Source organism: Paenibacillus sp. B01 (genome assembly GCF_009649995.1).
Classification (GTDB): domain Bacteria; phylum Bacillota; class Bacilli; order Paenibacillales; family Paenibacillaceae; genus Paenibacillus_O; species Paenibacillus_O pasadenensis.
Genome location: NZ_CP045802.1, coordinates 3,449,377 through 3,463,459 on the forward strand (window position 1 = coordinate 3,449,377; position 14,083 = coordinate 3,463,459).

At 66.9% G+C, this 14,083-nt stretch carries 12 protein-coding genes; 1 reads left to right on the forward strand and 11 read right to left on the reverse strand.

The annotated features are described in order from the left end of the window. Positions 1 to 33: 33 nt before the first annotated feature. The 8 genes from GE073_RS14865 to GE073_RS14900 form a co-directional block, all read right to left on the reverse strand. A complete protein-coding gene (locus GE073_RS14865; protein WP_028596865.1) occupies positions 34 to 2,181 on the reverse strand; it encodes an amylo-alpha-1,6-glucosidase in 2,148 nt (715 codons plus the stop codon). A 148-nt stretch (positions 2,182 to 2,329) separates the two neighbouring features. After that, the gene (locus tag GE073_RS14870) at positions 2,330 to 3,349 is read right to left on the reverse strand and encodes a LacI family DNA-binding transcriptional regulator (RefSeq protein ID WP_028596866.1); all 1,020 of its coding nucleotides are present in this window, start codon (positions 3,347 to 3,349) and stop codon (positions 2,330 to 2,332) included. A gap of 107 nt (positions 3,350 to 3,456) precedes the next feature. Beyond that, positions 3,457 to 3,957, reverse strand: a complete 501-nt coding sequence (locus GE073_RS14875) for a YhjD family protein (RefSeq protein WP_028596867.1) — start codon at positions 3,955 to 3,957, stop codon at positions 3,457 to 3,459. Continuing rightward, complete coding sequence (locus tag GE073_RS14880; RefSeq protein WP_028596868.1) at positions 3,954 to 5,207, reverse strand: DNA polymerase IV; 1,254 nt, start codon at positions 5,205 to 5,207, stop codon at positions 3,954 to 3,956. Before GE073_RS14880 ends, GE073_RS14875 begins: the two co-directional genes overlap by 4 nt. A gap of 612 nt (positions 5,208 to 5,819) precedes the next feature. Next, positions 5,820 to 5,948: a hypothetical protein gene (locus GE073_RS14885; RefSeq protein ID WP_101809272.1), complete on the reverse strand. Its 129-nt coding sequence runs from the start codon at positions 5,946 to 5,948 to the stop codon at positions 5,820 to 5,822. Beyond that, positions 5,941 to 6,750: a GNAT family N-acetyltransferase gene (locus GE073_RS25965; RefSeq protein WP_101809273.1), complete on the reverse strand. Its 810-nt coding sequence runs from the start codon at positions 6,748 to 6,750 to the stop codon at positions 5,941 to 5,943. The genes GE073_RS14885 and GE073_RS25965 overlap by 8 nt, the downstream gene beginning before the upstream one ends. 52 nt (positions 6,751 to 6,802) lie before the next feature. After that, positions 6,803 to 7,270 carry an SRPBCC family protein gene (locus tag GE073_RS14895; RefSeq protein ID WP_101809274.1) on the reverse strand — a complete coding sequence of 156 codons (468 nt, stop codon included), beginning with the start codon at positions 7,268 to 7,270 and terminating at the stop codon, positions 6,803 to 6,805. 35 nt (positions 7,271 to 7,305) lie between these two features. Further along, entirely contained in the window at positions 7,306 to 8,691 is a 1,386-nt protein-coding gene (locus GE073_RS14900; protein ID WP_194843372.1) for a DMT family transporter, read from the reverse strand. A 116-nt stretch (positions 8,692 to 8,807) separates the two neighbouring features. On the opposite strand from GE073_RS14900, the gene GE073_RS14905 reads away from it, so the two are divergent. Then, the gene (locus tag GE073_RS14905) at positions 8,808 to 10,199 is read left to right on the forward strand and encodes a MocR-like pyridoxine biosynthesis transcription factor PdxR (RefSeq protein ID WP_153783764.1); all 1,392 of its coding nucleotides are present in this window, start codon (positions 8,808 to 8,810) and stop codon (positions 10,197 to 10,199) included. Between the two features lie 210 nt (positions 10,200 to 10,409). On the opposite strand, the gene GE073_RS14910 is transcribed toward GE073_RS14905, so the two are convergent. From GE073_RS14910 to GE073_RS14920, 3 genes are all read right to left on the reverse strand, one after another. Then, a complete protein-coding gene (locus GE073_RS14910) occupies positions 10,410 to 11,243 on the reverse strand; it encodes a sugar ABC transporter permease (protein WP_028596872.1) in 834 nt (277 codons plus the stop codon). Then, complete coding sequence (locus tag GE073_RS14915; protein WP_028596873.1) at positions 11,240 to 12,550, reverse strand: carbohydrate ABC transporter permease; 1,311 nt, start codon at positions 12,548 to 12,550, stop codon at positions 11,240 to 11,242. Before GE073_RS14915 ends, GE073_RS14910 begins: the two co-directional genes overlap by 4 nt. Before the next feature lie 110 nt (positions 12,551 to 12,660). Continuing rightward, on the reverse strand, positions 12,661 to 13,971 hold the full coding sequence (locus GE073_RS14920) for a sugar ABC transporter substrate-binding protein (RefSeq protein ID WP_101809277.1): 1,311 nt from the start codon (positions 13,969 to 13,971) through the stop codon (positions 12,661 to 12,663). Positions 13,972 to 14,083: the final 112 nt, after the last annotated feature.

Below are 14,083 nucleotides of genomic sequence, written 5' to 3' on the forward strand. Positions count from 1 at the left end.
CTGAAAAACCTTCGGTTAAACGGTCCGCGGAGCTCAGACCGGGGCCGCGGCCGCCGCCTCGCAGCGGACGGCGAGCCCGGTCGTGTTGGCGGTGACGACGGCGCGGAAGCCGTCCCTCTCGCGGCGCACCTCCACGTCGAGCCGTCCTTTGCCGATGCGGATTCCTTTCGCCTCCAGCCGGTCCATGCCGTCCGGCAGCGACGGAGACAGCGTCACGACGCCGTCTGCGCAGTCGGGGCGAAGGCCCAGCATCGCCGTCAGCATGACGAGCGGCGTGCCCGCCGCCCACGCCTGCGGCGAGCAGGCGACCGGATAGCGCACCGGCTTGCCGGCGTCGCGGCCGTAGCCGCAAAACAGCTCCGGCAGCCGCGCGCCTTCGAAATGGGCGGCAGAGGCGAGCAGCCCCTCGACGACGGTCGCGGCTTCTGCCGCGAAGCCTTGCTCGGCCAAGCCGAGCAGGCACATGGAATTGTCATGGGGCCAGACGCTGCCGTCGTGATAGCTCATCGGATTGTAGCCGGTCTGCCCGGCGGCCATCGTGCGGATGCCGTAGCCGCTGAACAAATCCGGCGCGACGAGCCGCCGTGCGACGGCTGCCGCCCGCTCCGGCGCGAACAGTCCGGATGACAGCGCATGGCCCGGGTTCGAGGTGACCGACCGCACCGGACGCCCGTCGCGGTCGAGTGCGATCGCGTAGTACGACTCGTCCTCGAGCCAGAATGCCGCCTCGAACCGCTGCCGCAGCGCCTCCGCCTCCGCCTCCAGCCGCCGGGCCCATTCGTCCCATCCGTCGCCCGGTCCCTCGCTCAGTCCGGCGAACTGCCGGGCGAGCTGCGACTTGGCGCGGTAGACGTAGCCCTGCACCTCGACGAGGGCGATCGGCGTCGCCGCGTACTCTCCCTCGCAGTGCACGATCGAATCGGCGGAGTCCTTCCAGCCTTGATTGGCGATGCCCTTGGCCGACTCGCTGTGATAGGAGACGAAGCCTCCGTAGCGGGCGGCGTTGTCGTCGACCCATTGCAGCGCCCGCTCCAGATGCGGCTTCAGCTCGCGCAGCGCCTCGGCCTCGCCGGTCCAGCGGACGTATTCGGCGGCCAGCAGCAGGAACAGCGGCGTCGCGTCGACCGTGCCGTAATACGGAGAGAACGGCACCTGATCGGTGGCGGCCAGCTCTCCGCGCCGCAGCTCGTGCATGATCTTGCCGGGCTGCTCGTCGCGCCAGGCGTCGTGGCGGTCGCCTTGCCAGCGGGCCATCATGCGCAGCGTCGCCAGCGCCGTTTCCGGACGGATCGGCAGCAGCTGCAGCGCCGTGATGAGGCTGTCGCGGCCGAACAGCACGGCGTACCACGGCAAGCCGGCGACCGGGAAGCGGCCGAGCCCCTCGTCGTTCAGCAGCACGCGCAGATCCATCAGCCCCCGCTCGTAGAGCGCGTCGAGCAGCGGACGGTCGCTGCGGACGGAGCAGCTGCCGTCCCTCCAGTCGGCGTACTCCGCCTCCAGCCGAGCCAGCGCCTCGGCCGGCCGCAGCGGCGACGGCTCGACCCCCGCCAGCGAAGGCAGCAGCCGCAGCGACAGCTCGGCGCTCGCTCCCGGAGCGAGCGACACCGGCCGGCGCAGGACGCCGTCCGCGCCGGCGACGGCCGCCGCGTCGTCCCAGACGACGCGCAGCGCCCGGGCGATGCCGTCGGAGCCGTCATAGGCGAAGCGCAGCTCGCCGGGAGCGGCCTGCGGCGGATGCGCGACGCCGAGCTTGCCGCCCATGAAGCCGCGCACGACGAACATGTCGGTGAAGTCGGCCTCGAAGCGGATCGCCAGCTCGAAGTCCAGCGGCTGCGGGCTGAAATTCGTCATCCGCACGGTCTCATACAGCACGTCTCCGTAAATGAAGCGCTCTCGCCGCAGCTCCACCGACTCGCGCCACAAGATCAGCTTGCCGTCCTCCTCCATATGCGGATTCGTCAGCACGACCGTCGCCGCGTAGTTCTGATCCGCCTCCGAGGCGAGCACGATCGGCCTGCGTCCGTTGACGAGCAGCTCCATCCGGCTCAAGAAGCGGGTATCGCTCCGGTACAGGCCGTATCCGGTCAGCTGCTCCTCGCCCGCCGTCTGCTCGGGCGTGACGTCGCCCGCCAGATTCGTCAGGAGGAACAGATCGTTTTCTTTCAGGACCCGGTAGTTCATGTTCATTCTCCTTCGTCGGCCGCATCGCTCGGGATGATGCCGCCCTTCATTTCTAGGAGCGCTCGTACCGCTCCAGCTTTATCCAAAACGTTTCGGATTTGATGGAAACGAAACCGCCTCGCACAGGCGGCATCTCCATTTGAAGCCGTTACTCCTTGCAAGGCGCCGTGCTTTTGCGGACGACCAGCTCGGAATGAAGAACGATCTTGCGGCCGACCTCCCGCTGCTCCAGCATGTCGATCAGCAGCTGCGCCGACTGGTAGCCCATCTCGTAGCGGTCCTGGCGGATCGTCGTGAGCGGCGGCGAGCAATGCGCGGCGATGGCGATGTCGTCGTAGCCGACGATCGACATCTGCTCCGGCGCCTTGCGTCCCATCCGCTCGAGCGCCCGCAGCGCCCCGAGCACCATCAGGTCGCTCGCCGAGAAGACGGCGGTGACGTCCTTACGGTTGTAGCCGATCTCGTACATTGCCTCGAAGCCGCCCTCCTCGCGGAAGCCGCCGTTGTAGACGAGCTGCGGATCGAACGGAATGCCGGCCCCTTCCAGCGCCCGCCGGTATCCCTCCAGCCGATCCCGGCTGACCGCCGCCTCGTCATGCCCGTTGATCATCGCGATGCGCCGGTGCCCCAGCCCGATCAGATGGCCGACCGCCGCAGCCGCTCCCTTCACGTTGTCGGTCGTCACGTGGCCGACCTCGCGGCTTTCCAGCGGGATGTCGATCAGCACGCACGGGAAGTCGGTATCGTGCACGACCTCCTCCAGGTACGGATCATGCAGCCGCAGCCCCGACAGGATCGCGCCGTCTACGTTGCGCTCCTTGCACAGGTCGGCGTAGGACTTGGACTTCTGCTTCTTGGAGCTGGTGCTGAACAGCAGGATGTCGTAGTCCAGCTCCGTCGCCCGGTCGTTGATGCCGCACAGCGTCTCGAATGCGAGCGAGTCCTTCGCGCCCTCGCGGTTGATCTCGGACAGGATGACGCCGATCGTGCGCGTCTTTTTCGTCACCAGGCTGCGGGCTACGGCATTGGGCCGATAGCTCAGCTTCTCCGCGATCGCCTGGATTTTCTGCCTCGTCTTTTCGTTCACGTCGTAATAGCCGTTGAGCGCCCGGGATACGGTCGTGACGGATACGCCTGCCGCCTTCGCGATGTCTTTGATCGTTGTCAAACGTACCCCCCTCATCTTTCCAAAACGTTTCGGAAACCTGTGAGCTCATTATAGGCGGAGATGTAAGCCTTTGCAACCCTTTTTTTCCCCGCCGCAAGCAGCCCCGGTCAAGGGGCTCCCTCCGTCCCTCGCTTTTTCTTGCCGTCATCCTTCATCCGCTCGGCCAGCTCCGCCGCATACCGGGTCAGGCGCCAGCTGATCTCCGAGCGCATCACCTCGCGGGTCATGCCGAAGTGCTCCTCGTAGCCCCGGCAGTAGTAGCGATGATGGACGATCGAGGACGACTGCTCCTCCGCGACGATGCGGATGTTGCGGGCCTTCAGCTCGCGGCGCAGCGCGTACTGGTCCTGCATGATCCGGTTCAGCACGAGCTGGCCGGCGGTGCCGTACAGCCGCCGCAGCATGTTGCCGGAATGCTCGAGCTCGGCGAGGCTCTTCTCGACCATGACGGCCATATGGGGAAGGAGGATGGAGTCGCGGATCATGACGCGCTCCTCCGCCGTCGTCACCTTGGCCTCCGCTCCCGCCTGGCTCCGGTCATACTGCTCCACATGCTCGGTCAGCAGCATCTTGGACTTCCAGCGCTCGTTGCCGTCCAGCTTGCTCATCGGTAATGCCCCCCAATCTGTTCGGCGCGCTCGCGCGCCACTCCCGCTTCCAGCAGCGACGACGCCCGCATGATGGCGTCCGCTCCGAACCGTTCCTTGATGCGGTCGATCGTCTGCTCCTTGCGATAAGCCCGGTCCCGGTCCTCGAACAGCGTCAGCTGCATGACGCCGTCGTCCGTCAGTCCCGAGACGGTCACGCTCAGCCGCCCGACCGGCAGGCCGCTCCAGTGGCGCGCGAACAGCTCGCGCGCCGCCGCGGCGACCTCATGCGTCAGCGACGTCGGCTGCCCCAGCGTCAGCTGGCGGCTGAAGCCGCCCGTCCGCTCGCCGTCGGTCTCCGTCGCGGACACCGCGACGACCGTTCCCATGCAGCCGTGCCTCCGCATGCGCTGGCACACCTCGAGGACGAGCTCGAGCAGCACGACCTCGATATCCGCCCGGCAGCGGTACATCCGCCAGCGCAGCGCCTTGCCGTGGCCGACGGACTTCAGCTGGTGGCGGATGCCGGAGACGACCGGGCTCGGGTCGATGCCGCGCGCCGTCTGCCAGTAGTAGCCGGCCTGGATGTCGCTCTGCCGCCCCATCTCGAGCCGCATGCGCCGCTTGAACTCCGGGAACTCCAGCCGCGCGATGTCGCCGATCGTCGTCAGCCCCATCCGGTTGAAGTGCCGGGTCATCCGCGAGGCGACCATGAACATTTGATGCACCGGCAGCGTCCACAGCGTCGCGTCCAGCGTCTCCGGCCTCAGCTCGAACACGCCCTCCGGACTCTTCTTGGCGTAATTGTCGGCGGCCATCTTGGCCAGAATCTTCGTCGGGCCGATCCCGATCCGGGACTTGATGCCCGTCGACAGCAGGATATGGTTCTGGATGTCGCGCGCCGTCCGCCTCGGCCCGCCGTAGTAGGCCGCGGAGCCCGTGACGTCGAGGAACTGCTCGTCGATGCTGTAGGGCTCGACCTGATCCGTGTACCGTTTGAAAATCTGCGTGATGAACAGCGACACCTCGATGTAGCGCTGCATCCGCGGCCGGATGACGACCAGCTCCGGACAAAGCGTCAGCGCCTCTCCGACCCGCGAGGCCGTCGTCACGCCGCGCGCTTTGGCGAGCGGGCACGCCGCCAGCACGATGCCGCTCCTCCGCGACGGATCGCCGACGGCGACCGGCTGGTCGCGATATTCGGGATGCGCCGCCTTTTCCGCCGAGGCATAGAACGACTGGCAGTCCGCCAGCAGGATCGCTCTCTCCACCGGGCATACCTCCTGCTCTCTAGGGATCGGGCCTGCGAAGAGCCGGCCGCGAGCCCTGTTGCTCGTTGATCGAATATATGTTCGCATTTCATTCTAAACGTATTATATACCGAATGTATGTTCCCTATGCAAGAGGGAAAATAAGGAAGCGCAAGCAGCCCGCAAGCCTCTGCAGAGGCTTGCGGGCTGAAAGGGCGGCGGGCGAAGAGCGGACGGCGGACGAGAGCGGGAAGCGGGCCGGGCGCTGCGAGCGAAGGCGGACACGGCGAGCGGACGGGCACGGGCCGCGGACGGCGAACGAGAGCGGGATAGCGGGCCGGGCGCGGGTGAGCGAAGGCGGACGGCGAGCGGACAGGCACGGCCGCGGACGGCGAACGGCGAGGCGCTATCGGCTCCACGAGGGAGCCGAAGGTCCCTTGATTCGACGATCACTGGCGCTTCGGCTCGACGAGGGAACCGAATGTTCCTTGATTCGACGTTATCCGGCGCTGCGGCTCCATGAGGGAGCTGAATGTTCCTTGATTCGACGTCACCCGGCGCTTCGGCTCCACGAGGGAGCCGAAGGTTCCTTGGCTCGCGCCAGCGCTTTGAATAAACGCCCTAACCCGCCGATCATGAATCCTTAGCCGCTTCAACCGCATGCTTCAACAATATAGAACTGGCGACAGGTCCTGTTCTGCCTGGAACCGGCGTTATTGCACTTGGCAGGTCCAAGCAGCCCTCGTAGTCGACATCATGCAAATTTGATGTCCGCGATCACGCCCGCCGGCTGGAAGCCGAGGCGGCGGTAGACGCGGTTGGAGTCGGGATAGGCGCAGTCGGCATAGAGCATCGGCACGAGCCCTTGGCCGGCGATGCGGCCGGCAACGCCGGCGACGAGCGCGCTCCCGTAGCCTTTGCGCCTGCGGTCCGGGGGCGTGTACACGGCGTTGATGCGCCCGTGCCGCGGCGAGGCGCCGCCGTAGCCCGCCATCGCGGACGGCTCGCCGCCGTCTTCCCACAGGTAGAGCTTGGCCGCGCGGATGAGCGTGTCGGCCGTGGCCAGCTGGCCAGCGGCGTCAGCCAGCTCGCCGTACACGTCGCGGACCATGCCGGCGAGGAATTCCGCCGCGAGCTCGCGCTCGTCCGACCCGAACAGGCGCATCCGTCCGGAGACGCCGGTCGGCGGAAGGAGGGCCGGCGCCGCGTAGGCTTCCATGACCATGCCGACCCGCGTTCCCCTCCCCGTGCGCGCCCCGTGCCGCGCCGCGAAGCTTGGCGCCGCGTCCGGCGAGCCGGATACGCCTGGCAGCAGCTCGTCCGCCAGCGCTTCATCCAGCTCGCCCAGCAGGCGCTCCCGCTCCGGCGGCTCGAGCTCCGGAGACAGCCAAAGCCAGCCGTTGCGGCCTGGAGACTGGGCGAACACGAGCCGTCCGTCGCCCGAGCGCAGCCGCCTCGATTCCGGCGCCGCGCTGATGGTGTGGATCAGATTGAAAGCCGTCTCTTCCCGCACGAACGCTTTCTGCTCCAGCGTGCCGTCTCCCGGCAGAAACGATTGCAGCATGGCCGATCCCCTCCTTTCATGTCTGGCTCCGTCGCGGGAGCCAGGCGGGCCGTCAGCCCGATTCGCCGTCTCCGGCCCGCCCGTCCTCCAGGGCGTCGCGGAGCGCGCCAAGCGCCTGCTCCCAGCGCCGCTTCATGAGCTCCCGCTCGGCGGGACCGGCCAGCCGCTCCTGATGGAAGCTCACCGCCGTCCGGCCCTCGCCGGAGGGCAGCAAGCGGATCTGCAGCGTCGCAGGCTCGTCCCATTCCGGCAGCCGCCAGCGGAGCCGCAGCTGGCGGCCGGGCTTCACGACGACGAAGCGGCTCTCGATGCCTTCCGAAGAGACAAGCTCGCTTCCCGGCTCCAGCTCCCGAGGCCGCGCGTCTCCGAGCCACAGCGCGAGGCCTGCCTCTGTCCCCGTCAGATGCCGCCAGATGCGCTCGGCGGAAGCGCCGAGCGTGCGGCGCACGCCGATCTGCCAGCCCGCATCCGCCGTGAGGCCGACCGGCCGTCCCTCGGCCTGATCTGCATTCCGATCCATCTCTTCCCCTCCTAAAATCGGACGTTTTTTCCAGCTTACCTCGTTCGCCGGCGGCTGTAAATGCTCCCCTCCGCTGGATCCCCGCTTCCAGCCGGGAAGGATCGGAAGCGCTGCCCGACGCGCGCCTCGGCCGAAGCGCTGCCCGCGCCTCGACTTCGCTTGCCGGCAGAGCCGGGGGAGCGGCCGATCAGCGCCATGCCGAGCATGACGAGCAGGCCGCCGCTCCACTGCGTCCAGCCGGCATGCTCGCCGAGCACGAGCACTGACAGCAGCAGCGCGCTGAACGGCATCATGCCGGAGCAGGCCGCCGCCGTCGACGCCGGGCAGCGCCGGATGCCGGCGTACCACAGGCCGAACGCCGCCGCCGTCACGACCGGGCCGTACCAGAGAAGCGCCAGCCACTCGGTCGCGCCGAGCGTGGCGAGCGCTCCGAGCGGCCGCTCGAAGGCCGCGAGCGGCAGGCTGAGCAGCAGCGCCATGCCGGCGACGAGCGCCGTCTGCAGCGCCGGACGGAGCGGCGCCTCCGCGCCCTCGGTCGGTTGCGCCGCCCCGGACGGCTCGCCCGCGTCCCCGCTGCTGCCCGCCTCCGCCTCTGCGGACGGCCGTCCTACGGCCCCGCTCCCGCTCGCCTCCGCCTCTGCAGACGACCGTCCCGTGTCCCCGCTGCCGCTCGCCTCCGCCTCCCCAGACGACCGTCCTGCAGCCCCGCTCCTGCTCGCCTCCGCCTCCCCAGACGACCGTCCTGCAGCCCCGCTCCTGCTCGCCTCCGTCTCTGCGGACGGCCGTCCTACGGCCCCGCTCCCGCTCGCCGCCTGCCCGCTCGCCGCCTGGCCGGCCGCCTCCGCGCCGCCCGCCGCACGTTCCCCGGCCCGGCCGGCCGCCGTCCAGCGCGACAGCACGCTGAACAGCGCCTCGCTCCCGGCGGCTCCGAGCACCCACAGATTGCCGGCCAGATGCGCCGCCGTCAGCGCGCCTCCGCCGGCCGATGCCGCTCCCTGGATGAGCATGACGCCGAGCACGGTCGCCAGCACGCCGCCCAGCCGCGCCGGACCGCTGCGCTCGCGCAGCAGCAGCCAGGCGATTCCGACGGTCAGCGCGGGCGTCGCGCCGATCATGATGCCCGCCTCCGCGGAACTCGTCCGCTCCAGGCCCAGCTGCAGGCAGACGCGGAACAGCACGATGCCGAACGCCGCCTGTCCGGCCAGCTGCAGCCATTGTCCTCGCGACAGGCGGCGCAGCGAGGCGATCGCGCTGCGTCCGAGCGCGGGCAGCAGGCAGAGCAGCGACAGCAGCAGGCTCGCCGCCGTCAGCGTGAACGGCTGCAGATGCCTGCCGAGCAGCGCCGCCGCGATGACGGAGCTGCCGGCCAGGCTGAACGAGGCGAGCAGCAGCAGCAGGCCTGTTCTCGATGATCGATCCATGCGCTTCCCCTCCTTTTTCTGCCATCTTAGTCCAGAAGCTGGTATGATGAAAGAGCCAGTCGGGCCCGGCATCAGCCGGACCAGTGACAAGAGAACGGAATGGGGGCATGAGGGCGATGTGGGGAATCCGCCTGGACCGGGACGGCGACATGCCGATGAAGCGCCAGCTGTTCGCCGCGCTGCGGGAGCGGATCTGGTCGGGAGCGCTCGCCGCCGGCGAGGAGCTGCCGTCGACGCGGCGGCTCGCGGAGGCGCTCGGCGTCTCGCGCAATACGGTGAACGAGGCGTTCGAGATGCTGCTCGCGGAAGGCTACGCAGTCAGCCGTCAGGGGGCGCCGACGCGGATCGCCGACGGCGTGCGGCTGGACCCTCGGTCCGCGTCAGCGCCGCGTCCGCCCGCCCCTCCGCCCGCGCGGCTGCTGGCGGACTTCCGCACGGGGCAGCCGGATCTGCGGACGTTCCCACGCTACTTGTGGCAGCAGCTCGCCGCCAAGGCGATGCGCGACATGCCGGAGCCGTGGCTCGGCTATACGGGCCCGCAAGGGCTGCCGCGGCTGCGCGAGGAGATCGCCGCCTGGCTGCTGCGCAGCAAGGGGCTGCAGGCCGATCCTTCCGACCTGTTCATCACGGCGGGAGCGACGCACGCGCTGCATCTGGCCGCCGACCTGCTGTACGAGCCGGGGCTCGATCTCATCACCGAGGATCCGTGCCATGCGGAGATGATCCGCGTCTTTCTGGAAAAGGGCTACGCCGCCAAGCGCATCCCCGTGGACGAGCACGGCATGGTCACGTCGCGGCTCGGAGGGCGCCCGGGCAGCCCGATCTACGTGACGCCGTCCCACCAGTTCCCGCTCGGCGGCATCCTGCCTGCCGCGCGTCGGGCGGAGCTGCTGCGCTTCGCGCGCGAGAGCGGCAGCTACATCCTCGAGGACGACTACGACAGCGAGTTCCGCTACTACGGCGATCCGGCGACGCCGCTGGCCGCGATGGACGCGGAGCGGGTCGTCTACATCGGCACGTTCAGCAAGGCGCTCTTCCCCGCCCTGCGCATCGGCTACGCGATCGTGCCGCGCGCGCTCCAGAGCCGCTGGACGTACGCCCGCCTGCATGTCGACGTTCAGAACCCGGCGTTCGACCAGGCGGTGCTGGCCGAGTTCCTCGCCGCCCGCAAGCTCGACCGCCACGTCGCCCGCATGCGCCGCCTGTACCGCGAGCGCCGGCAGGCGCTGCTGGACGCGCTGTCCGAGCAGTTCGGGGACCGCTGGCGATGCTGGGGCGACGCGGCGGGGCTGCATCTCGCCGTCGAATTCCCCGGACGCCGCTTCGGCGAGACGTTCCGCGAGCTCGCGCTGCTGCGCGGCATCCGCATCGTCCCGCTGGAGCAGCATTGCCTCCAGAAAGGCCGGCACGAGAGCAAGCTGCTGTTCGGCTACGGCCATCTCGAGCCGGAGGAGATCACCGCGGGCATGCGGGCGCTAAAGGCGCTGCTGGACGAAGCCGGAAGCTGATCCGCGCCGCCATGCCCTGCGCCGCGGGATCGGCCGCGCTCCTCGCCGCTCCCATGCGCCCCAAGGCGGAATCCGCGATTCAGCCGCCGGCCGCTCCCGAAGGAGCGGCCGGCGGCCGATAACAAGAAAAAGGGGTCGCCCCCGGGTCCGTCGAAACGGCTCCCGGAGGAGGCCCCTTGCGGCTTTCACAAACCGATCCTGCAGGCCGGATCAGCCCTTGGACGCGCCGGACATCATGCCCTGCACGAGGAAGCGCTGCAGGAAGAAGAACAGCAGCGTGATCGGCACGGCGATCAGCACCGCGCCGGCGGCGAACAGCGTGAAGTTGCTGTTCTGGAAGGAGTTGACGAGATCCCACATGCCAACGGCGAGCGTCCAGTTCTCTTTCGTGCGCAGCACGAGCCGGGCGAAGATGAAATCCACCCACGCGCCGGTGAAGGTCGTCAGCGCGACGTAGGTGAGCATCGGCTTGGACAGCGGCAGCATGATCTTCAGGAACACCTGCAGATGCGTCGCCCCGTCGATGCGGGCCGCCTCGTCGAGGCTGCGCGGAATCGTGTCATAGAAGCCCTTGACGACGAAGCCGCCGAGCACCGAGCCCGCCGAGTAGACGAGGATGAGCGCCGCGTGCGTGTCGAGCAGGTTGAGCTGCAGCAGGAAGATGAAGATCGCGATCATGCTCATGAAGCCCGGGAACATGCCGAGCACGAGCATCGTCGTGAGGATGTTCTGCCGGCCGCGGAAGCGGAAGCGGGACAGCGCGTACATGCTCAGCGTGATCAGGATCGTCGAGAAGACCATTGTCAGCGTCGCGATCTTGAGCGTATTCAGGTACCAGCGGCCGTACTGGAAGCTCGGGTTGTTGAACAGCTCCTTGTAGTGCGCGATCGTGAACGTTTCCGGAATCAAGGTCTCGCTGTACAGCGACGTGCCGGGACGGAACGAGGAGAGCAGGATCCAGAGCGCCGGATAGATCGCAATGACCGCGATCGCGATCAGCAGCAAGTATTTAAGCACGAGAAAGATCGTCGAGCGCGTTTTCATTGGATCATGTCCTCCTCTTTGAACGACCGCGTGCGTCTGTAGTTCCAGATGGAGAACGACGCCACGATCAGGAATATGATGATGCCGATGGCCGAGGCCATGTTGAACTGGCTGTTGTTGAGCGTCAGCTTATACAGCCAGGTGACGAGCAGGTCGGTGCTGCCGGCGTACTGGTAGCTGCCGTTGACCGGATCGCCGTTCGTGAGCAGGAAGATGACGTTGAAGTTGTTGATGTTGCCCGCGAACTGCGTGATGAGGATCGGCGCGGTCGAGAACAGGATGAACGGCATCGTGATGATGCGGAATTTCTGGAAGCCGGTCGCTCCGTCCACGTCCGCCGCCTCGTACATGTCCTTCGGAATCGCCGTCAGGATGCCGAGGATGAGCACCATCGTCACCGGGATGCCGATCCACATGTTGACGAGGATGACCGTCGCCTTGGCCCAGAGCGGATCGGTCAGCCACGGCAGCTTGCCGAGGCCGAAGTAGCCGAGATACTGGTTGATCGGACCGAACTGGCCGTTGAACAGGTTGCGCATGGCGAGCAGCGAGATGAGCTGCGGGATCGCATACGGCAGGATGAAGATCGTGCGCCACAGCTTCTTGAAGCGCACGCCCTTGGACTCGATGAGCAGCGCGACGAGGATGCCGCCGAAATACGTCGTGACCGTCGCGACGACGGCCCAGACGATCGTCCAGGTGAAGACGCCGACGAACGTGCCGCTCCAGGTCTTGAGCGTGAGCAGGTTGGCGAACGTGCCGAAGCCGACCCAGTCGACGAGCGACTTCGGCGGGATATGGTTCGGCGAGGCGTAGTTGGTGAACGCCAGCATGATCATGAACACGATCGGCATGATCGTCAGGAACAGCACCCCGGCCGCCGGCAGCGCCAGCATGAGATGCGGGAACTTCTTATCCGTCACATAAGCGAACGTCTGCTTGAACGAGGCCGGCTTCGCTCCCGCTTCGCGGGCAGCTCCCGTCCGGTAGGCGTCGCGGATATTCATGATATAGATGATGAGGAAAATCGCGAACAGGAACAGCGTGATCAGTCCGCTGATCAGCAGATAGATCGAGTGGTCCCCTTCGACGCGGACCGTGACCCTGCCGACCTTTTCGAATCCTTGCGTCTTCTCTCCGAGCGTGTACACGCCCCAGATCGCCTTGCCGAGGCTCGGCAAGAACGTGAAAATAGCCAGCGCTTCAACGGCTGCTAGCAGCAGGCCCTTGAGGTATTGGCGGTTGTACAGCTGTCCGAGGCCCATGAAGAGCGTGGACAGCACAGCTGCGAGGCTACGATGGCGCATCCTGCCGGCTCCCTCCCTTGTCTATCTAGGCTCCATGTGAATGAACAGGGCCCGCCGGCAGCTTGCGCTGGCCGGCGGGCTTGCTCAGTCGATTGTTCCGTTCCGCCAGCTTACTTCGGAGCGGCTCCGTTGTTGGCGTCTTTGATTTGCTGCACGGCGTTGTCGAGCGCCGTCTTGGCGTCCTTGCCCTCGTTCCATACGTCGGACAGAGCGGCGCCGACCGGGCTCCATACGTTGCCCATTTCCGGGATGGAAGGCATCGGAGTCGATTGGTTGAACTGCTCGAGGAAGCCTTTGACGATCTCGTTGCTCTGCACGGAAGGATCGTTCGCCGCTTCCTTGTTGGCCGGCAGCGCGCCCGTCATCTCGAAGTTCTTGAGCTGGGCTTCCTTCGTCGACGTGAAGTGCGCGAACAGGCGAGCCGCGTTCGGGTACTTGGAGAAGGAGTTGACGTACCAAGCCTTGACGCCGGAGAAGGAAGATGCCGGCTGGCCGTTGATCGACGGCAGCGGAGCGACGCCGAAGTCGAGGCCGGCATTGCGGTACTCGGCCGTCGTCCAAGGACCGTTGATGTCCATCGCCAGCGTGCCGTTCATGAACAGGCCCTTCTTGATGTCGTAGGTGATGTCGCCGGAGTTCAGCGGCAGCAGCTTGTTTTTCAGAGAGCCGTAGTACGTCATGCCTTGGATCGCGCCTTCGTTGTTCAGGCCGATGTCTTCCTTGTTCTGGCCGTTGTCGCCGTAGATGTAGCCGCCGGTGGACAGGAACGGATAGTTGAAGTACAGGTTGCCGACTTCCCACATGATGGCGAATTTGTTCGCTTTCGGATCATTGTAGGTTTTGGCGAAGGCTTCGACTTCCTCGAACGTCTTCGGAGGCGTCGGCACGAGCTTCTTGTTGTAGAACAGCGCGTACGTCTCGACCGAGCGCGGGTAGCCGTACAGCGTGCCGTCATACGTGACGGCGTTCAGCGCGATTTCGGAGCTGGCCGCTTTGGTCTCTTCCTCGTAGTAGTCGTTCGGCAGCACGAGGCCGGCGGATACCGCCTTGCCGAGGTTGTCATGCGGGAACAGCACGACGTCGGCGCCGAGGCCGGCCGGACCGTCGTTGATCAGCTTGTTGACCTGGTCGCCCGCGCCCAGCTCCTCGAACTTCACTTGAACGCCGTACTTCTCGGTGAACTCCTTGGCGATCGCCTCGACGAACGGACGCTCCTCCTTGCTCTCCCAGACGAGCAGGGAAGCGCCTTCCTCCGGCTGGAGCTCCTCGGCTGCCGCGCCTCCGGCGTCCGCGTTCGCGGCCGGGCTCGGAGCGGTGCTGGCCGCAGGCTCTGCCGAGTTTCCTCCGTTGCCGCCGTTGTTGCCGCATGCCGATACGAGCGCCATCGCCGCGACCATCGTCCATACATAAGCCTTTTTCATGTTCGTACTGACCCCTTTCGTATGTTCCAGCTTAACGATCAGGGAAAGAAAGACCGAAATCCGCCAAAACGCGCAAACGTTTGCCAAATTTGCGAAACTTGTCGAACGGATC

Excerpts from the sequence above, each read along its gene's own strand:
- GE073_RS14905 (WP_153783764.1), top strand. The coding sequence starts at position 8,808 with ATGTGGGGAATCCGCCTGGACCGGGACGGCGACATGCCGATGAAGCGC.
- GE073_RS25965 (WP_101809273.1), bottom strand. The coding sequence starts at position 6,750 with ATGCTGCAATCGTTTCTGCCGGGAGACGGCACGCTGGAGCAGAAAGCG.
- GE073_RS14895 (WP_101809274.1), bottom strand. The coding sequence starts at position 7,270 with ATGGATCGGAATGCAGATCAGGCCGAGGGACGGCCGGTCGGCCTCACG.
- GE073_RS14920 (WP_101809277.1), bottom strand. The coding sequence starts at position 13,971 with ATGAAAAAGGCTTATGTATGGACGATGGTCGCGGCGATGGCGCTCGTA.
- GE073_RS14865 (WP_028596865.1), bottom strand. The coding sequence starts at position 2,181 with ATGAACTACCGGGTCCTGAAAGAAAACGATCTGTTCCTCCTGACGAAT.
- GE073_RS14875 (WP_028596867.1), bottom strand. The coding sequence starts at position 3,957 with ATGAGCAAGCTGGACGGCAACGAGCGCTGGAAGTCCAAGATGCTGCTG.
- GE073_RS14900 (WP_194843372.1), bottom strand. The coding sequence starts at position 8,691 with ATGGATCGATCATCGAGAACAGGCCTGCTGCTGCTGCTCGCCTCGTTC.
- GE073_RS14910 (WP_028596872.1), bottom strand. The coding sequence starts at position 11,243 with ATGAAAACGCGCTCGACGATCTTTCTCGTGCTTAAATACTTGCTGCTG.
- GE073_RS14915 (WP_028596873.1), bottom strand. The coding sequence starts at position 12,550 with ATGCGCCATCGTAGCCTCGCAGCTGTGCTGTCCACGCTCTTCATGGGC.